The sequence below is a fragment of the Fulvimarina manganoxydans genome, assembly GCF_900176465.1.
Lineage (GTDB): Bacteria > Pseudomonadota > Alphaproteobacteria > Rhizobiales > Rhizobiaceae > Fulvimarina > Fulvimarina manganoxydans.
Genome location: NZ_FWXR01000030.1, coordinates 25,878 through 42,982 on the forward strand (window position 1 = coordinate 25,878; position 17,105 = coordinate 42,982).

Below are 17,105 nucleotides of genomic sequence, written 5' to 3' on the forward strand. Positions count from 1 at the left end.
GGGAGACACGGCCATGCTGGAAGAGGGCAGGATCTATCTCGGCACCAGCCGGACCCCGGACAACGCGCCCAAGAAGGGCGAATATCTCGATTTGAGGCTCGCCAATCGTCACGGCCTCGTGACCGGGGCGACCGGCACCGGTAAGACGGTGACGCTGCAGATCCTCGCCGAAGGCTTTTCGGAGGCCGGTGTTCCGGTCTTTTGCGCCGATATCAAAGGCGATCTCTCAGGCATCGCCATGCGCGGCGAAGAGAAGGACTTTCCTCTCAATCGCGCCCATGAGATCGGCCTCGATCCCTATTACAACGACGTCTTCCCCACCGTCTTCTGGGACATTTTCGGCGAGCGAGGCCATCCGGTCCGGGCCACGATCTCGGAGATGGGGCCCTTGCTGCTCGCCCGGCTGATGAACCTCTCGGAAGCCCAGGAAGGCGTCCTCAACATCGCCTTCAAGATCGCCGACGACGAAGGGCTTCTGCTCCTCGATCTCAAAGATCTGCAGGCGATGTTGGCGCATCTGACCGAAAACGCCTCTGACGTCTCGAAGATCTACGGCAATGTGGCCAAAGCCTCGGTCGGCGCGATCCAGCGTCAGCTTCTCGTTCTCGAACAGCAGGGCGCGGACGCCTTTTTCGGCGAGCCGGCGCTCGCCATCGCCGACCTCATGCGCACCGATCGCGACGGGCGCGGCATCGTCAATGTGCTGGCCGCCGACCGGCTGATGATGAATCCGCGTCTTTACGCAACTTTCCTGCTCTGGCTCCTCTCCGAACTCTTCGAGGAGCTGCCCGAAGTGGGCGATCCGGAGAAGCCGAAACTCGTCTTCTTCTTCGACGAGGCCCATCTCCTTTTCGACGACGCGCCGAAAATCCTTCTCGATCGGGTCGAGCAGCTGGTGAAGCTGATCCGCTCCAAGGGCGTCGGCGTCTATTTCGTCACCCAGAATCCGCTCGATGTGCCCGACAGCGTCCTTGCCCAGCTTGGAAACCGCATCCAGCACGCACTGCGCGCCTATACGCCGCGCGAACAGAAGGCGGTGAAGACGGCCGCCGACACCTTTCGGCCCAATCCCGAATTCGACGCCTATGAAACGATCACCACCCTCGGCGTCGGCGAGGCGCTTGTCTCGACGCTGGGCGCGAAGGGCGTTCCCTCGATCGTCGAACGCACGCTGATCCGCCCGCCCGCAGCCCAGCTCGGGCCTATCGACGATGGCGAGCGGGCGGACGTCATGCGTCGCAGCCCCGTTGCCGGCCAATATGACCACGCCATCGACCGGGAATCGGCCTATGAGCTTCTGATCGGCCGAGCCGAGGCCGAGCTGAAGCGCGAGGAGGAGGAGCGGGCGCGCGAGGCGGAGGAGGCCAAAGCGCGTCAGCGCGAAGAGGCCGAGCGCCGGGCCGAGGCCGCCCGTCGAAGGGCTGAAGAGGATGCAGCCGAAGAGCGCGCCGCGGAGAAAAAGGGCCGGCGCACCCGCACCGGCTTCCAACTCCCCGATTTCGGCCTGGGCGGCGACGGCCGCGACGATGCGGCCGACTATGCCGATGAGGATGCCCGCTCGACCCGAAAGCCGCGTCGCCGCGCCCGGTCCTCGGGCTATCAGCGCCAGTCGGTGACCGAGACCATTCTAAAACAGGTCGGGCGTACCGCCGCCTCCACCATCACCCGCGCCGTGGTGCGCGGCATCTTGGGAAGCTTGAAGCGCGGGCGCTGAGAGAGACTTTGGCGACCATTCACGCCGCAGCGGCGCGTTTGGTCGTCACGATGTCGATAAGGCCCCATTCGCGCGCCTCTTCGGCATTCAAGAACTTGTCGCGGTCGAGGGCGCGTTCGACCTCCTCATAGCTTCGCCCGCAATGTTCGGCATAAAGCCGGGTCATGCGATGCTTAACCTTCTGGGTCTCTTCGGCATGGATCATGATGTCCGAGGCCTGGCCCTGATAGCCGCCGAGAGGCTGGTGGACGTGGAGGCTGGCATTGGCGAGGGCCGCGCGGTGGCCGGGCTCGCCCGCCATCAGAAGGAACGAGCCCATCGACCGGGCCGTGCCCATGCACAGCGTATGGACCGGGCATTCGACGAATTGCATCGTATCATACATGGCAAGACCGGCGGTCACCACGCCGCCATAGGAGTTGATATAAAGATGGATCGGCTTCTTCGGGCTTTCCGATTCCAGGAAGAGAAGCTGGGCGCAGACCAGCGAGGCCATCTGGTCGTTCACTTCGCCATTCACGAAGATGATCCGCTCGCGCAGAAGCCGTGAGAAGATGTCGAAGGATCGCTCGCCGCGATTGGACTGTTCGACCACCATAGGGACGAGTTGCATCGTTTCGCCCATCGGACGACCTCCAGATTTTTGAATGTCTTGCGGGGGGCGGCGGAGGGTGTCAGGCCGCCATGCGGATGCCGGGCCGGGTGTTGGAATTGGCCGCTCGCATTTCGATGCCAGCGGTCAGGCGATGGGTAATGCGGAAGAGGCTTCGCCCGGCTCCGATCGGCTCGATCTCGAAGGTGACTTCGCTGCGGCGGAACGGGGGCTCGGGCTCTTGCATGGCGTAGCGGACGGAGCGCCCTTCGTCCAAGGAGAGCGGCTCGGCGCCATCGAGATCGCCGCTTGGGAGCCATTGCTCGCGATACTCGGTGATCGAGACGGCCCGCCAGAGCTTGTCCGGCGGGGCATCCACCTCGTATTCCTGAACGATCGTCTCGTTCGCCTTGGTCATTGATCCATATCCTTCAGAAGCGCGTTGAGATCGTCCATGCGGGCCGGCCAATAGGCACGATATTTCTGAAGCCATGCGCCGAGAAAGCCGATGCCGTCCGGGTCCACTTCGTAATGGACGAAGCGCCCTTCCTTTCGCTCGCGCACGAGCCCGGCCGAGCGCAGTGCCGCAAGATGCTGCGAGACCGCGGGCTGGCTGACGCCGAGCCCTTCGCGCAGCTGCTTTGCGTTGCGGCCATGAACGGCCAGCTTCTCGAAGATCGCGCGTCGCGTCGGGTCGGCTAGCGCCTTGAACACCTCGTCATAGGTCATGGGAATATATAAGCGAACACTTATCTGATTCGCAAGCCCTTTCTCTTCCGCGCGCCCGTGCGAAAGGCGGGTCTCGATGCAATTTCGCAGCCGACCCATCCAAATTGCCGCGTCCGATCCCTATCTCAGGGGCAAGAGAGTACGCTGCGACCGGTGCGAAGGACCGAGAGTTTCGCGGCCCCAACCGAAGGACGAGACGAAGAGATGAACAACAAGTCGACCCTTGCCTCCTATATCCTCTGGCTTCTCTGCCTCGGCGGGATATGCGGACTACACCGCTTCTATCTCGGGCGGCCTTGGACGGGGCTGTTGTGGCTCCTGACCTTCGGTCTCCTCGGCATCGGTCAGTTGATCGACCTCTTCCTCATCCCCGGCATGGTGCGGGAGGAAAATCTCGAAGACCGGATCGAATTGATGGAGCGCCAGTACCGGGTCCCGCGCTGAGCCCGGCGCGGCCCGTTGCTGTCTTCTTGAGCGAAAGTCCAAGCGGCGGCCTTCGGGGCCGCCGTTTCGTTTCGCCCGCGCGATGCCTATCTTGATCGATGCCGGTCTTCGGCCGGCTTTCAAGGGAGATCACCCATGAGCGAGATTGAAACGACCCGGCACGCCGCCGGCGAAGCGGCCGCGCTCGATGTGTTGGGGACCGCCGCCGATTGGGCCGCCTCGGGACGAAAGCTCGCCCTCGCCACCGTCGTCGAAACCTGGGGCTCGGCCCCGCGCCCGACGGGCAGCCATCTCGTCATCGACGAGGAGGGGAATTTCGAGGGCTCGGTCTCCGGCGGTTGCGTCGAAGGCGCGGTGATCGCCGAAGCGATCGACGTCATCGAAGCGGGGGAGCCCAAGCTGCTGGAATTCGGTGTTGCCGACGAGACCGCCTGGCGGGTGGGCTTGTCCTGCGGCGGGCGTATCCGCGTCTATGTGGAAAGGCTCGGTTGATGCGTCTCGAACTGCTCAAGGGTCTGAACGCCGAGCGCAAGGCGCGCCGGGCCGTCGTCACCGTCACCGAACTCAAATCCGGCGAGCAGCGTCTCGTCCGCGAGGCCGAGATCGGTCTCGATCCGCTGGCCGAGGCGATCGAAAAGGCGATCCGCTCCGGCAAGTCGGGAATGGCCGAAAGTGGCGAGGGCGAGGCCTTCATCAATGTCTATCTGCCGCCCGCAAAGCTTCTTGTGATCGGCGCCGTCCATATCAGCCAGGCCCTTGTTCCGATCGCCCGCGCCGCCGGCTACGATATCCAGATCATCGATCCGCGCACCGCCTTTGCGACGCCGGAGCGCTTTCCGGGCGTCGCCCTCCACGCCGAATGGCCGGACGTCGTCCTGAAAGCCCGTCCGCTCGATCCCTATACGGCGCTCGCCGTCATCACCCATGACCCGAAGATCGATGATGGTCCGTTGATCGAAGCCTTGCGGACCGGTTGCTTCTATATCGGTGCGCTTGGCAGCCGGAAGACCCATGGGCGGCGCGTGGAGCGGCTGCGCGAAGCCGGCATCGCGCAATCGGCCATCGAGAGGATCGACGCTCCGATCGGTGCCGATATCGGGGCGGCGACCCCTGGCGAGATCGCCGTTGCCATCATGGCCTCGGTCATCGAAGCCTTCCGCAAGCGCAAGATGTTCGCCGAACGGCGCGGCGAAGAGGCCGCCGCATGATCTTCGGCAGGACCCCGCTCGCCGATGCGGAAGGTGCGGTTCTCGCCCATGCGATCCATGCGGGAGAGCGGCGCCTGAAAAAAGGAACGCGGCTCGCACAAGAGGATCTCGAAGCGCTTCGCGAGAGCGGCGTCGAAAGCGTCGTTGCGGCCCGGCTCCTGCCGGGTGACGTGGTCGAGGACGAGGCGGCCGGCCGGCTCGGCGCCGCGCTCGATGCGCCGCATGTGGGGGTCGGACCGGCGGCGACCGGGCGCGTCAATCTCTTTGCCAAGACCGCCGGGCTCTTTTGCCCCGACCGCGCCGTGATCGATCGGCTGAACGCCGTCGATCCGTCGATGACGCTCGCGACCCTTTCGGAATTTGCGCCCGTGCGCGCGGGCCAGATGATCGCGACCGTCAAGATCATCCCGCTGAGCGTCGATGGGAATAAGCTTGCCGAGGCGCTGAGTATCTTAAGCCGGTCACAGGCTCTGAAGCTTGCGCCATTTCGGCCCCATCGCGTGCGCCTCATCCAGACCATGCTGCCGACGGTCAAGGAGAAGGTGCTTAACAAGACGCGGCGGGTCAGCGAGGCGCGGCTCGAAGCCTCCCATTCCACGATCATCGGCGAGCGTCGTGCGCCTCATACGGCCGAGGCGCTGGAGGCGGCATTGCGGGAGGCCGGCGACGCCGATCTTATCCTCGTCTTCGGGGCCTCGGCCGTCATCGACGAAGGCGACGTCATCCCCGATGCGATCCGGCGCGCCGGCGGCAGGATCGAGTCCTTCGGCATGCCGGTCGATCCAGGCAATCTCCTTCTCTTAGGGACCCTCGACGGCCGCCCCGTCCTGGGGGCGCCGGGTTGTGCGCGCAGCCCCAAGGAGAACGGCTTCGACTTCGTTCTCAACCGCTTGCTCGCCGGACTTCCTGTCGGGCCGGAGACGATCAGAGGAATGGGTGTCGGTGGCCTTCTGGAAGAGATCGGCTCGCGTCCGAGCCCGCGCGAAAGCGAGAGTTCAGGCGGTGAGGCGGTCGTCGACATCGTCGTGCTGGCGGCGGGACGGTCGAGCCGGATGGAGGGCGGCAACAAGCTTCTCGCCGATTTCGGCGGCATGCCGCTCGTCAGACGCAGCGTCGAGACGGCGCTGGGAGCAAAGCGTAGGGGGGCCGTGCGGGTCGTGACCGGCCATATGCACGAGGCCGTCGAGACCGCGCTGGAAGGCCTGAAGGTCGAGACGATCCACAATCCGGACTTCGCGGAAGGGCTGTCCACCTCGCTGAAGGCGGGTGTGCGGGCCTCCGAAGATGCCGATGGCGTCCTCGTCATGCTGGCCGACCAGCCCTTTTTACAGCCCGATCATCTCGATCTGTTGATCGGTGCCTTCGTGAGCGAGGGCAAAGGCTCGATCGTCGCCGCCTGCGATCGCGGCCGAAGGCGCAATCCGGTCATTCTGTCGACAGAACTGTTGCCGGCCATCATCGCGCTCGAGGGCGATATCGGCGCTGCGCCGATCATTGCCGCCGAACCCGAGCGGCTCGTCGAGGTGGAGATGGGCGAGGCCGCAAGCTTCGATGTGGATACGCTAAACCTCCTGGATCTGGCCCGATCGCGGTTGGCCGAAACGGGCTGAACGGTCGGCAAAACCGGCGGGCAGACGTGGTCGGTAAAACGAAACCGGGGGCGGGCTTCCTTTCGGATGCGCACCCCCGATGTTTCGAATATTATCGGCTTGAGAAGGGACGATCCCGCCGTCAGGTCCGAGCGATGATTTCCTCGCCCTCGACGACCATGCGCATGCCGAGACCACCTGGCTTGCGACGCGCCAGGAAGCGCGGGCGCCGGGTCCGGTTGGGCGAGCGGCGGCGCGGCATGGCCGACAGGTCCGAGCGCATGGCGGTCAGCGTGTCTTCCAGCGGAACGACCGAGCCGTCGGCCTCGATCATCATCATGGGCAGACCGAAGAGGTCCGACCAGGAGCGCCAGTCGGCGGCGACGTCATAGAGATCGCGGGCGACGAGCAGCGGCACGCAGAGCGCCGGATCGGGGTGATAGAGTTCCAGGGTGACCGTGACATTGCCCTCGGCATCTTCCATCGCCCTGGCCGCGACGCCGGCAAAGCAGCGGGCCGCGACGGCGACGGAGATCGGAAGGCCCGACCGGTCGAGCTTGCGGCGGATAACGGCGCCGCGCCGGTGGATCTGGTAACGAACCGCTTCGCCGTCGGCTCCGACGATCTCGATCGACTGGCCGGCCGTCAGGGCCGGATCCAGGCGGACCGGCTCCGAGGCCCAATCGGGCTTCGCGGGAACCTGGGTCTGATGAGCAACCATCGTATTCATGACGCCTCTGCCTCTCCTGAGAGCCTTTTCGGCTTCTCCTTCGTGGCCGGTGTCTCCCGGCCTTTCGATGAAGCCAAATTAGGGGGCGGATGTTAGAGGCGGGCTAAGAAACGGAGTTAAGTCTTCCTGACCTTGCAAAGGGTTAGCAGAAGGAAAACTTGAATCAAATCTGAATCAGCTTGCCGGGATTGAGAATTCCGAAAGGATCAAGGCTCGTCTTGATGGCGCGCATCGCCTCATATTCCGGCCCGGCCTTGCTGCGCCGCAACTCCTCGGCCTTCAGGACGCCGATGCCGTGTTCAGCCGAAAAGCTTCCCTCCATTTCGGCGACGATGCCATGGACGATCGCGCCGATCTCGTGCCAGCGCGCCAGGAAGGCGGCCTTGTCGGCGCCGACCGGCTGGGAAATGTTGTAATGGACATTGCCATCGCCGAGATGGCCGAAGGCGACGATGCGGGCGTCGGGAATTGCTGCGAGAACCGCCTCGTCGGCCCGGCGCAGAAATTCGGGAACGCTCGCGACCGGCACCGAAACGTCGTGCTTGATCGAGCCACCTTCGGGTTTTTGCGCCCAGCTCATCTCTTCGCGCATCCGCCAGAAATTCGCCGCTTGCGCCTCGGACTGGGCGATTGCCGCATCTTCGACGAGACCGGCTTCGAAGGCTTCGGTCAGGAGCGCTTCGAGGGTCGCGCCGGCTTCCTCCGCCGAGCGCTGTGAAGAGATTTCGACGAGGACGTACCAAGGATACTCGGCGTCCATCGGATCGCGTGCGCCTTCGGTATGTTTCAGCGTGAAGCGCATGCCGATCAGCGGCAGAAACTCGAAGGCGGTGAGCGAGGCGCCCGCATGGCCCTCGGCAATCGACAGGAGCTTCAGCGCGTTCTCGACCGAAGAGAGGCCGACGAATGCGATCTCCTTGCCCTTAGGCTTGGGGAAGAGCTTGAGCACGGCGCCGGTGATGATGCCGAGCGTGCCTTCCGCGCCAATCAGGAGATTGCGCAGGTCGTAGCCGCGATTGTCTTTCTTCAGCCGGCGCAGCCCATGGATAATTTCGCCGCTCGGCAGCACCGCTTCGATGCCAAGGCACAAATCGCGGCTGTTGCCATAGGCGAGAACGCCCGTGCCGCCGGCATTGGAGGAGAGATTGCCGCCGATCTGGCAGGAGCCTTGCGCCCCCAACGAAAGGGGGAAGAACAGTCCGGCCTCGTCCGCCGCTTCCTGCACACGCTGGAGGACGCAGCCGGCATCGACGGTGATGGTCCGCCCCACAGGGTCGATCTCGCGGATCTGATCGAGGCGCGAGAGATTGACGAGGACTTCGCCCTCGGAACGCGGCTGCTGGCCGCCGACAAGGCCGGTATTGCCGCCTTGCGGCACGATCGGCGTGCGGGTCTCGGAGGCGAGCCGGACGATCGCCGAAACTTCGTCGACGCTTCCGGGCCGAAGAACCAGCGCTGACTTGCCGGGAAAGAGATCGCGGGGCTCGGTCAGATAGGTCGCGCCGGCCTCGTCTTGCGAAAGCGCATTGGATTGTCCGACGATCGCGGTGAAACGGTCGATCAGGGCGGCGTCGAGGGGGGCGGTCGGCATGGTCATGGAGCCGATATATTGCCCCAAACGCGCTGTGTCGACGCAGCATGGCGTGGACCGATTATCCGCGCGGAGCGGCAGCTCGCCGAAGTCGGTCATTGATCGCCTCGCCAAGGCCATCCTCGGGGATCGGCATGACGGCGATGCGATCGATATCCGGCCGGTCGAAGGCGGCCAGGGCGGCGAAGAGATTGGCCGCCGCCTCTTCAAGATCGCAGGATGCGCTGAGCGTTCGAATGGCTTTGGCCCGATCGGCTCCCGCAGGCAGGGCGCTGCCGAAGGCGATCAGACATTCGCCCGGCTCCACATGGCGCGCATCGAGGCGCACGCGCCCGGCCGGCGCATAATGGGAGGAGAGCTGCCCGGGCGCCGAGATCGCGCTCCCGGACGCGACCGAGCGGACGGGCAGGCCGCTCACGCTCTCGATCGCCTCGCGCGCGATTCCACCCGGCCGCAGGAGGAGAATATGATCCTCGAAGGGGCGAATGATGGTCGATTCGACGCCCACCGGCGCGTCTCCGCCATCGAGGATCAGCGGAATCCGATCCCCAAGGTCGGTCGCGACGCGGGCGGCATTGGTCGGGCTAACGCGCCCGGAGGCATTGGCGCTGGGGGCCGCGATCGGCTGGCCGAGCGCAGTAGCAAGCTTTGCGAGAACGCCGCGCGGGGCGCGCAGGCCGACCGTGTCGAGTCCTGCGGTGGCCAAAGGATGGATCGGGCTCCCTTCGATCAGCGGGCAGACGATCGTCAGAGGCCCAGGCCAGAAGGCGTCCGCAAGATGGCGAGCAAGCGGCGAGAGAACGGCCAGCCGCTCGGCCATGGCCAGATCCGGCACATGGCAGATCAGCGGGTTGAAGCTCGGCCGGCCCTTGGCCGCGAAGATCTTGGCGATGGCCTCGCCATGGGTGGCATCGGCGGCAAGGCCGTAAACCGTCTCCGTCGGGACGGCGATCGCCTCGCCTCGCTGAAGAAGTCCGAGGGCTTCCGCAAAGCTCTCCGGCGCCCCTGCGGGGATCACACGCATTCTCGTCTCGCCTCCGCCTGGACATCTGCCTTCCTCACCCTTCCGATGTGGCCCATGGGGGAGGCGAGAGCAACAGCCTTCGAAGGCGAGCTGGGCGGCAGGATTACTGCGTCAGGGAGAAGGCGTTGATGATGCGATTGTCGGCATCGACGAGCGCTGCCATTTCCGACGTTTTCAAGACGCGGGCCTCGCGGAGCGACGCCTCGTCCTTCGGGGAGGGGGCATGCTGGCTCAAGGCGAGCGCCGGCATGGTCATGGCCTGGCCGTCGCGGGCGGCGATTGCGGTTTCGATGGCGCGCAGAACCATGGAGCGCTCGGGACGCGATTCCAGCGCTCGTGCCGGGCCATCGATCGCGCTTCGGCGCTCGTCCTTCATCAAGGTCTCACCCATCGCCGGCGCGGTGTCCGGCTCGCCAAACGCATAGGGGCGAAGGGTGCGATGGAGGTTCTCGACGGACTGAGCGACGAGGACGCGCAGATTGGCCACATGGGCGGCGAGTTCGTTCGCCATGGCCTCGGTCACAACGGCAGGCTTTGCGGCTTCGGCGATCGCCAGCGGTCCGGCAGATGGCCTATCGGCGACGGGCGTTTGCTCGATCGGCGTCGCTTCGGCTTCGGCGACACGGCGCGGATTGGAACGGGGGATTGGAATTCCTTCGGCGCGCTCGCCCTGGATCTCGGCGCGCTCGGCGGCGTGCGGACGCCCTTCGGCAACGTCTTCGAGCATGGCGAGCGGATCGATCTTTCGCGGGGCTCGGTTCGACGGGCCATAGGCCGCCAGAAGCGGCGTCGTGGTCTCCGCATCCTCTCCCAAGTGATCCTTGGCGCGCGGCATGGCGTCTGCGATTTGCGAACCCATCGATTTGGCAGCCTCGGCCACAAGCAGAGCGGGATCGGATGGCGCCACCGGCTCGTCGCCAAGCTCGTCGAAGGGCCAGGCCTCTTTCAGCCCCGCAATGTCGAAGGTCGAGACATTGACGTCGATATCGGTCTTGGCGCCCGAGACACGATAAGGGCAGGAGCGTGCATTGCAATTGTGCATGGACGAGAACTGCCAGAGCGCATAGCGCGGCCAGGTCTCGACAGGGAATTTCCCGCTAATGTCCTTGGTATAGCGGGCATACCAGAGCGGCAGGCGCGACAGTAGCGGATAATCGGCACGATTGTCGGCGATGAACTTGGCCGTATTGCCGTTCGTATAGAGGACCGGATAGCGGCCGGTGCGGATCTTGACCTGATCGGCGAAGATCTCGGCGTCTTCGAGGCTCATCCATTCCGGGCCGATATCCTCGATGTCGAGAGCGATCAGATCGTCCTCGCTCGGCTCGGCGAAATCGATGAAATGGTCGGCTTGGGCACGCGGATTGCCGGGGCGGGCCAGATGATAGGCGCCCCAGAGAAGGCCCTTCATCTTCGCCATCTGCCGACGCGTCATGAAGAGTTCCTTGGTGACCGAGTATTTCCACCAGCGGTTCTTGCAAAGCTTCCAGGCATCGTCGCGCTTGGAGCCGCAGCGATAGTCCGGCGGCATGCCATCCGAGGCTTTGTTGATGAAACCGGCGATGCGCTCGTCGTCCGTGAGCGTTTCCCAGTCGATCGGATTGAACTCATAGGCGTCGATGACGAGAGCCCGACTTTCGTCTTTCCAGGGGGCTTCCCAGGCGGCGCTGGCCGGCTGCAGACTCAAGCCGATCAGACCGACAGCCAGAAACAGGGCGTGTTGAACGGTCGTCGCGAAAGCGGCGCGCGTTGTCGTCATTCGGTGGTTTCCCCTCGAATTCCCGCCGGGTCCAACCCGGAATATGCATCGTGAACGGGTCCCCCTCTCGCCTGATCCTCAATGATGCCCGGCGTGGACCCGAGCACTGTGGCTCGATGACCTCTTTGCCCATTGAATCAGGCAGGTTCCGGGCAGTCGCGATCACGAAATGTTACAAAGGAGCCGATTTTCATTGGCTGTCCAGCTTTGGGTCAGCTTCAGCGCCTGCGAATGCCCTTCAACCTGCCGATCAGTTCAGTCGACAGCTCTTGGAAAGGGCCGCGTATCAGGACGGAGCGTGTCATAGATCGCGCTCAAGGGGAGGGCGGTCGACAATTCCGGTAGATCGATGGTCTCTTCCAGTCGATCATAGCGCTCGACCTGCCAGCGATCGGCCGCATCGCGCCGGTAGAGTTTGACGGAGACGACATCGGGCTCGACCAGCATAATGATACGCAGGTCATCATGGGCGAGATATTCGTCGAGCTTGTCGGTCAGATCCGTCGCGAGGGTGCCGGGCGAGGAGACTTCGACGACCATACGCGGCGACCCTGCTTCGAAGGCGGCGGGCGCCGGCGGGGCGCAGTCGATCACCACATCCGGATAGCGGATGCCTTTCTGGGTTCTGACCGCGGTATCGCTCGACGTGGTGCGGCAACCGAGGGTCTTTGCTTCAGGCCCGAGGGTCATGACGATATTGCTGACAACGACATTGTGGCCCTGGCGGGCTCCGGTCATCATCTTGATCGGCCAGCCCTCGACGAATTCGTAGCGATCCGGCTGCCGCTCCTGCCAGACGAAGAACTCTTCAAGGGTCATCGGTTTCGGATTCGGCAGTCGCATCGGGCTTGCTCGCATCCATCCAGAAGGGCCAGATGATGGCCCCTCTTAAATTTAGCGCCGAGAGCTTGGCGCAGACAAGCTGGTCGAGCCGTCTTGCCGTCCTCAGCCGGCGATCTTTGAGAAATCGGCGACCGTCAGACAGGCCGCGCGAACGCGGTCGAGAAGCGCCAGGCGATTGGCGCGCACGGCCTCGTCCTCGGCATTGACCAGCACCTTGTCGAAAAAGGCGTCGACAGGCGCGCGCAGCTTGGCGAGACCGGCCATCGCCGCCCCATAGTCGCGGCGGGTCACCGCCTCGCTCACCTCGATCTCCGCCCGGTCGATCGCGCCGGCCAGATGCTTTTCCTCCGGCTCGCCAGAGGCAGCGATGAGATCGAGATCGACATGTTCGCCGATCCGCGTGCCCTTCTTCTCTTCGGCCGCGAGAATATTGGCGGCGCGGCGATAGCCGGCGAGGAGGTTTTGGCCATCTTCCGTTCCGAGAAAGGCACCCAGCGCCTCGACCCGTCGGGTGACGTCAAGCAGATCGTCATTGCGCGCAGCCTGACCCGATAGAACCGCGTCGACCAGATCATGGCGAGCGCCGGCATCGCGCAGCTGCACTTTCAGGCGGTCGTGGAAGAAGGTGAGGAGGTCTGCCGCGAGAGCGCCTTGGACATGCGCGTCTGCGCTCATGCTGGCGCCCGGCTCTTTCGCAGCCTTGCTTTGCTCCGTCTTCGTAATTCGTCTTCGGACGTTCGTCTCGTGCCACTCGATCAGCGGCTGGATCGGCAGGATCAGCTGATCGTCGGAAATAATGCGGATGAAGCCGAGCGCCGCACGCCGCAACGCATAGGGGTCTTTCGATCCCGTTGGTTTCTCGTTGATCGCCCAGAAGCTTACCAGCATGTCGAGCTTGTCGGCGAGCGCGACGCAGATCGCGACTGGATCGCGCGGAACGGCATCTGTCGGCCCAAGCGGCTTATAATGCTCTTCGATCGCCGTCTGGACGGATGGGTGCTCGCCCTGCAATCCGGCATAGTAACGGCCCATGAGTCCCTGAAGCTCGGGAAATTCGCCCACTGCCTCGGTCGGGAGATCGGCCTTGGAGAGCATGGCCGCGCGGCGGACGACGCGCGTCAATTCCTCCCGCGCAAAGTCCGATTGGCTGGCATTCTCGCCATCCGCCGAGACTTGGGCCGCGATCTCGCCAGCGATCTTTTCTGCAAGCGCGGCAATGTCGGCGACCCGGTCGCCCTGGGTGCCGAGGGCCGCCTGGAACGTCACGCCCAACGCATCGAGCTTCGCCATGCGCTGGTCGAGGGGTTTTGACAGGTCGAGGCCGAATTTCTTCGCCGAGGCCTTGAGCGGCTCCAGATCGGGCAGGTCGGCCTGATCGGTCTCCCAGAAATAGAGCGCGTCGGAGAGCCGGGCGCGGACGACCTTGCCGTTGCCCCGCGCGATCTCGGCGCCGCCGTCGCTCGCCTCGATATTGGAGACGAGGATGAAGTTGTTGGAGAGTTTGCTTTCGCCGGAGCCTTGCGGCCGGGTGACGAAGCATTTCTGATTGACCTTGATGGTCAGCTGGATGACTTCCGGGGGGATCTGGAGGAAAGACTCCTCGAACGTTCCCATTAGCGCGACGGGCCATTCGACGAGGCCCGAAACCTCTTCCAGAAGGCCGTCATCGGGCACGACTTCCAGCCCCTTGGCGAAAGCGAGATTCTCCGCGTCGTGGCGGATGATCTCCTTGCGCCGCTCTGGATCCAGAACCACGAAGGCGGCTTCCAGCTTCTGCGCGTAATCGTCGAAGCGGCGCACCGTGAAGGGCTCGGGCGCATGGAAGCGATGGCCGGCGGTGATGTTGCCGGCGCGGATGCCGTCCACCTCGAAGTCGACGACGATCGGCTCTTCCGTTTCGGGTCCGAAGGTGCAGAGGATCGATTGCAGCGGGCGCACCCAGCGCAGGCTGCCGGGCTTGGCGGATGCCGGGCCCCAGCGCATGGATTTCGGCCAGGGAAAGTCGCGAATGATCGCGGGCATCGCCTCGGCGACGATATCTTCGGCCGGCCTGCCGGGCTTCTTAATCGTCGCGACGTAGAAATCGCCCTTCTTGGGGTCGGACTGGACGCTCGCCTCCTCGATCGAGGAAAGACCCGCACCTCGCAGGAAGCCCTGGATCGCCTTGTCGGGCGCATCGGTGCGCGGACCCTTGCGCTCCTCGGTCACGTCCTTCGAGCGGGCATCGACGCCGCGAATGTCGAGCGTCAGCCGGCGCGGCGTCCAATATTCCTTGGCGCCCTCATAGGTCAGGCCCGCCTCGACCAGGGCGTTGGTCACCCGCGCTTTCAGGTCGCCCGCCGCTTTCCGCTGCATGCGGGCTGGTATCTCTTCGGATCGAAGTTCGAGAAGAAGGTCGGGCATGGGCGTGGCGCTCGTCGAAGGCAGGTCGAATTGGCTGCCTTGCATCATGGCGCCGCGCCGAATGCAAGAAGGCGGATGAGAGAGGCTCCCGTCCGCCTCGTCATCGATCTGTCGCGGCCTGCCCGCCGATCCTGCGCCGACCGATGGAACTCAGCCTTGGTTCACGCTCTCTCAGGCCGAGAGAAGTTCGCTCAACCAGCCAGGGAGCGTATCATTCGACGGACGGTCGGTTTCGCCGAATTTCACCCCGAAGCGGTTTCCGCGTCGCCAACAGACCTCGGCCAGGCGAAAGCGCCCGTCTTCCCGGCCGATCGACAGGCCGATCGTCTTGTCGGGCAGGCAGCCCCGATCCGCGACGACTTCGGCGCCGCCATCGGAAATCGAGCGAACGCGAATCGGCACGGGCGTCCCGCTGAGGCCGGCGCTGGCCACGCCATGAAGGCAGACGCGGCGTCGTGAGGCATTTCGTCTTTCCAACATTCGTTCAGCCTTATTTAACGATTTCAACTCTCTAAGTAGCAATATCGCCAAGTTGAAGAGCGAAACAAGGCACTGTCAGGCCAAGTGGTTAATCCGGCGATAGGTGGGCGAGGCCTGATCCATCGCCTATTGATCGCCGCTCGGATCGACAATGCCGCCTCGGCATCCGGGCGCAGCCTTGGGGGCTTGGCGCATCAGCGCTCCGAGATCGCTGTCCGGCGCGATCGTTCCTTCAAGATGGATCCGCAATTCGGCGATGATCCGGCGCCCGTCATCGTCCTTGCAGTCGGTGAGAACGCGCGCGCCCGAACCGCGACCAAAAGCCTCGTCGAAGGCGCGGCGAATCTGCGCCGAGGCGAGTTCCTTCCCGCGCCGATCCCGAAAAAGGTCGCGAACCGGAGAGGCGTTGAGTGCGCTCAACAGGGCGAGCGACTCGCGAAAATACTCCTCGGCATCCGCGCCATAGCAGCTGCCATGTTTGACCCATTCATGTCGGTCGAGGGCGGCCATGCGGCCGGGCATGGCGGCATCGAGCGCCCGTGCGGTGTCCGGCGTCAGATCGGGGGCGGGCAGGTCCGACCAGCGGCCGGCCTCGTCCGCCCGCTGGATTTCGGGCGCGACGCCGCAATAGGCCCGGTCTCTCGGCTCGACCCAAAGGCCATGCAGGGTGAAGGCTTCGTCTTTCCCGCCCGAGCGGCATTCGCGGCGCCTCGGTTGGCCTTCGCAGAAGGCCGCATGCCAGCTGGCCGCGAGCACGTAGCGCCCTTGGGGCGAACGGCCGGAATCGCTCGCCTGCCCGGTTTGTGCGGGATCTCGGCCGGTCCTTGCCGTCGCTCTGGCCAGGGCTGCGCCGAGAGCCGTGCTGCCTCGAGGATCGTTCGAGGCCGGCTCTTGCGACTTGGCTTCGGCGGAAAGGTCTGCCGGTGTCGCGATCCGTCCGCAACCGACGGCGATCCAGCGCCTTTCCGGCTCGGCGCCCGGAAAGACGAGATAGTAATGGGTGGCCGGATCGGTGTTGCGCCCGACGATCTCGTAGCTCGCCCCAGGCTCCGTCGTCACCGTGCCGGGATTGCTCTTCCTGCGGATTGATTGAAGGGCGGGACAGCGCGCCTCGGCGATAAAGGTGCCCGACATCGGTGTCTGGGCTTTGGCCGTGATCGGCGCAAAGCCAACGAGGACAAGAGTGGCAAGTGCCGCCATGACGGCACGCGTCGGACAAGAGGGCATCGGGGTCTCGTTCGGTTCGCAAAAGCCGGGCTTGGATGGCGACCGCTCTAGCCGAGCCGACGGCTTCCGACAACCAAAGCCCCGATAAGCAAGGTACCGGCCAGGGGACGGCGGCCGGGCCCGGCCTGCGTTTGCCGCCTAAGCGATGCCAAGCGGAACTTACGACCCATCGCGGGATTTTTCTTCCGACAGCCGACAATGCGGCGGAGCGAGCGGCGAATGGGGCCGTCAACGCCCATCGCCCGAGCGACTCGCCCGCCGCCTTTGGCCCATCTCACAATCTGCAACGATGAGACGATCCCCATGCCTATCTCCGACGATGATGCCTTCGACGATGCCATGAACCCAGACCCACGCGATCCGAAAGCCGGCAAGCCTGATACGGACGACAAACGCCGCGAAAGCGACGATGTGCCGGAAGAGGAACTGGACGAAGCCCTGGAAGAGACCTTCCCAGCCTCCGACCCGATCGCCCCGAGCCGGATCGACGGGCCGTCCAATTGATACGGGTTTCGAGTAGAGGAGGCTGGTGAGGTCAGCCTTCTCGTCGCGATACTGCCGTCACAAGTCCGATGGAGATAAGGGGTTTGCCTGGTCCGATAAGGATCACCGGGAAGTGAAAGATTGACGCGTGATCGGAAAAATGGGCGTCGGAACCGGGCGTTGAAATGGCTCGCATGGGTGGTTAGCGGTCGGTCTGCTTTCAGACGGGAATACAAATAAGCAGACGATGCCATCGCATCCGCTCAAGACCCATAGACGCGGCCATGCT

At 64.4% G+C, this 17,105-nt stretch carries 17 protein-coding genes; 6 read left to right on the forward strand and 11 right to left on the reverse strand.

The genetic code is table 11. The annotated features are described in order from the left end of the window. Nucleotides 1–13 precede the first annotated feature (13 nt). Nucleotides 14–1,714, forward strand: coding sequence for a helicase HerA-like domain-containing protein (locus B9A15_RS20905; RefSeq protein ID WP_084412698.1), 1,701 nt, complete (start codon nucleotides 14–16; stop codon nucleotides 1,712–1,714). A gap of 19 nt (nucleotides 1,715–1,733) precedes the next feature. On the opposite strand, the gene B9A15_RS20910 is transcribed toward B9A15_RS20905, so the two are convergent. The 3 genes from B9A15_RS20910 to B9A15_RS20920 are packed head-to-tail and all read right to left on the reverse strand — an operon-like array spanning nucleotide 1,734 to nucleotide 3,035. Beyond that, nucleotides 1,734–2,339, reverse strand: coding sequence for an ATP-dependent Clp protease proteolytic subunit (locus tag B9A15_RS20910; RefSeq protein WP_084412700.1), 606 nt, complete (start codon nucleotides 2,337–2,339; stop codon nucleotides 1,734–1,736). Nucleotides 2,340–2,388: 49 nt separating this feature from the next. Next, the gene (locus B9A15_RS20915; protein WP_084412702.1) at nucleotides 2,389–2,724 is read right to left on the reverse strand and encodes an SRPBCC family protein; all 336 of its coding nucleotides are present in this window, start codon (nucleotides 2,722–2,724) and stop codon (nucleotides 2,389–2,391) included. Further along, the gene (locus B9A15_RS20920) at nucleotides 2,721–3,035 is read right to left on the reverse strand and encodes an ArsR/SmtB family transcription factor (RefSeq protein ID WP_084412733.1); all 315 of its coding nucleotides are present in this window, start codon (nucleotides 3,033–3,035) and stop codon (nucleotides 2,721–2,723) included. Before B9A15_RS20920 ends, B9A15_RS20915 begins: the two co-directional genes overlap by 4 nt. 204 nt (nucleotides 3,036–3,239) lie before the next feature. Here B9A15_RS20920 and B9A15_RS20925 point away from each other — a divergent pair, with 204 nt between their 5' ends. The 4 genes from B9A15_RS20925 (at nucleotide 3,240) to B9A15_RS20940 (ending at nucleotide 6,297) form a co-directional block, all read left to right on the forward strand. Continuing rightward, nucleotides 3,240–3,479 carry an NINE protein gene (locus B9A15_RS20925; RefSeq protein ID WP_084412704.1) on the forward strand — a complete coding sequence of 80 codons (240 nt, stop codon included), beginning with the start codon at nucleotides 3,240–3,242 and terminating at the stop codon, nucleotides 3,477–3,479. 135 nt (nucleotides 3,480–3,614) lie between these two features. Further along, nucleotides 3,615–3,971, forward strand: a complete 357-nt coding sequence (locus B9A15_RS20930; RefSeq protein ID WP_084412706.1) for an XdhC family protein — start codon at nucleotides 3,615–3,617, stop codon at nucleotides 3,969–3,971. Continuing rightward, nucleotides 3,971–4,687, forward strand: a complete 717-nt coding sequence (locus B9A15_RS20935) for an XdhC family protein (RefSeq protein WP_084412708.1) — start codon at nucleotides 3,971–3,973, stop codon at nucleotides 4,685–4,687. Before B9A15_RS20930 ends, B9A15_RS20935 begins: the two co-directional genes overlap by 1 nt. After that, entirely contained in the window at nucleotides 4,684–6,297 is a 1,614-nt protein-coding gene (locus tag B9A15_RS20940) for an NTP transferase domain-containing protein (protein WP_084412711.1), read from the forward strand. Before B9A15_RS20935 ends, B9A15_RS20940 begins: the two co-directional genes overlap by 4 nt. 121 nt (nucleotides 6,298–6,418) lie before the next feature. On the opposite strand, the gene B9A15_RS20945 is transcribed toward B9A15_RS20940, so the two are convergent. The 8 genes from B9A15_RS20945 to B9A15_RS20980 all read right to left on the reverse strand — a co-directional run bounded on the left by B9A15_RS20945 (nucleotide 6,419) and on the right by B9A15_RS20980 (nucleotide 16,333). Next, entirely contained in the window at nucleotides 6,419–7,006 is a 588-nt protein-coding gene (locus tag B9A15_RS20945) for a DUF6101 family protein (RefSeq protein ID WP_084412713.1), read from the reverse strand. Between the two features lie 163 nt (nucleotides 7,007–7,169). After that, nucleotides 7,170–8,603, reverse strand: a complete 1,434-nt coding sequence (locus B9A15_RS20950; protein WP_139798529.1) for an FAD-binding oxidoreductase — start codon at nucleotides 8,601–8,603, stop codon at nucleotides 7,170–7,172. Between the two features lie 55 nt (nucleotides 8,604–8,658). Beyond that, on the reverse strand, nucleotides 8,659–9,621 hold the full coding sequence (locus tag B9A15_RS20955; RefSeq protein ID WP_084412715.1) for an L-threonylcarbamoyladenylate synthase: 963 nt from the start codon (nucleotides 9,619–9,621) through the stop codon (nucleotides 8,659–8,661). 103 nt (nucleotides 9,622–9,724) lie between these two features. Beyond that, a complete protein-coding gene (locus tag B9A15_RS23910; RefSeq protein ID WP_084412717.1) occupies nucleotides 9,725–11,380 on the reverse strand; it encodes a glycoside hydrolase family 25 protein in 1,656 nt (551 codons plus the stop codon). Nucleotides 11,381–11,635: 255 nt separating this feature from the next. After that, nucleotides 11,636–12,223, reverse strand: a complete 588-nt coding sequence (locus tag B9A15_RS20965; RefSeq protein ID WP_170923393.1) for a Uma2 family endonuclease — start codon at nucleotides 12,221–12,223, stop codon at nucleotides 11,636–11,638. Nucleotides 12,224–12,325: 102 nt separating this feature from the next. Further along, entirely contained in the window at nucleotides 12,326–14,626 is a 2,301-nt protein-coding gene (glyS, locus tag B9A15_RS20970) for a glycine--tRNA ligase subunit beta (protein ID WP_084412721.1), read from the reverse strand. 171 nt (nucleotides 14,627–14,797) lie between these two features. Beyond that, nucleotides 14,798–15,106: a PilZ domain-containing protein gene (locus B9A15_RS20975; protein ID WP_084412723.1), complete on the reverse strand. Its 309-nt coding sequence runs from the start codon at nucleotides 15,104–15,106 to the stop codon at nucleotides 14,798–14,800. A gap of 126 nt (nucleotides 15,107–15,232) precedes the next feature. Next, the gene (locus B9A15_RS20980) at nucleotides 15,233–16,333 is read right to left on the reverse strand and encodes a ribonuclease T2 family protein (RefSeq protein WP_139798526.1); all 1,101 of its coding nucleotides are present in this window, start codon (nucleotides 16,331–16,333) and stop codon (nucleotides 15,233–15,235) included. Nucleotides 16,334–16,636: 303 nt separating this feature from the next. On the opposite strand from B9A15_RS20980, the gene B9A15_RS20985 reads away from it, so the two are divergent. Then, nucleotides 16,637–16,837 (forward strand): hypothetical protein, encoded by a 201-nt coding sequence (locus B9A15_RS20985; RefSeq protein WP_139798527.1) that lies wholly within the window; start codon nucleotides 16,637–16,639, stop codon nucleotides 16,835–16,837. The last annotated feature ends 268 nt before the right edge of the window (nucleotides 16,838–17,105 follow it).

Excerpts from the sequence above, each read along its gene's own strand:
- B9A15_RS20950 (WP_139798529.1), bottom strand. The coding sequence starts at position 8,603 with ATGACCATGCCGACCGCCCCCCTCGACGCCGCCCTGATCGACCGTTTC.
- B9A15_RS20925 (WP_084412704.1), top strand. The coding sequence starts at position 3,240 with ATGAACAACAAGTCGACCCTTGCCTCCTATATCCTCTGGCTTCTCTGC.
- B9A15_RS20980 (WP_139798526.1), bottom strand. The coding sequence starts at position 16,333 with ATGCCCTCTTGTCCGACGCGTGCCGTCATGGCGGCACTTGCCACTCTT.
- B9A15_RS20985 (WP_139798527.1), top strand. The coding sequence starts at position 16,637 with ATGCCTATCTCCGACGATGATGCCTTCGACGATGCCATGAACCCAGAC.
- B9A15_RS20945 (WP_084412713.1), bottom strand. The coding sequence starts at position 7,006 with ATGAATACGATGGTTGCTCATCAGACCCAGGTTCCCGCGAAGCCCGAT.
- glyS (WP_084412721.1), bottom strand. The coding sequence starts at position 14,626 with ATGCCCGACCTTCTTCTCGAACTTCGATCCGAAGAGATACCAGCCCGC.
- B9A15_RS20965 (WP_170923393.1), bottom strand. The coding sequence starts at position 12,223 with ATGCGACTGCCGAATCCGAAACCGATGACCCTTGAAGAGTTCTTCGTC.
- B9A15_RS20910 (WP_084412700.1), bottom strand. The coding sequence starts at position 2,339 with ATGGGCGAAACGATGCAACTCGTCCCTATGGTGGTCGAACAGTCCAAT.
- B9A15_RS20915 (WP_084412702.1), bottom strand. The coding sequence starts at position 2,724 with ATGACCAAGGCGAACGAGACGATCGTTCAGGAATACGAGGTGGATGCC.
- B9A15_RS23910 (WP_084412717.1), bottom strand. The coding sequence starts at position 11,380 with ATGACGACAACGCGCGCCGCTTTCGCGACGACCGTTCAACACGCCCTG.
- B9A15_RS20930 (WP_084412706.1), top strand. The coding sequence starts at position 3,615 with ATGAGCGAGATTGAAACGACCCGGCACGCCGCCGGCGAAGCGGCCGCG.
- B9A15_RS20920 (WP_084412733.1), bottom strand. The coding sequence starts at position 3,035 with ATGACCTATGACGAGGTGTTCAAGGCGCTAGCCGACCCGACGCGACGC.
- B9A15_RS20935 (WP_084412708.1), top strand. The coding sequence starts at position 3,971 with ATGCGTCTCGAACTGCTCAAGGGTCTGAACGCCGAGCGCAAGGCGCGC.
- B9A15_RS20905 (WP_084412698.1), top strand. The coding sequence starts at position 14 with ATGCTGGAAGAGGGCAGGATCTATCTCGGCACCAGCCGGACCCCGGAC.
- B9A15_RS20940 (WP_084412711.1), top strand. The coding sequence starts at position 4,684 with ATGATCTTCGGCAGGACCCCGCTCGCCGATGCGGAAGGTGCGGTTCTC.
- B9A15_RS20975 (WP_084412723.1), bottom strand. The coding sequence starts at position 15,106 with ATGTTGGAAAGACGAAATGCCTCACGACGCCGCGTCTGCCTTCATGGC.
- B9A15_RS20955 (WP_084412715.1), bottom strand. The coding sequence starts at position 9,621 with ATGCGTGTGATCCCCGCAGGGGCGCCGGAGAGCTTTGCGGAAGCCCTC.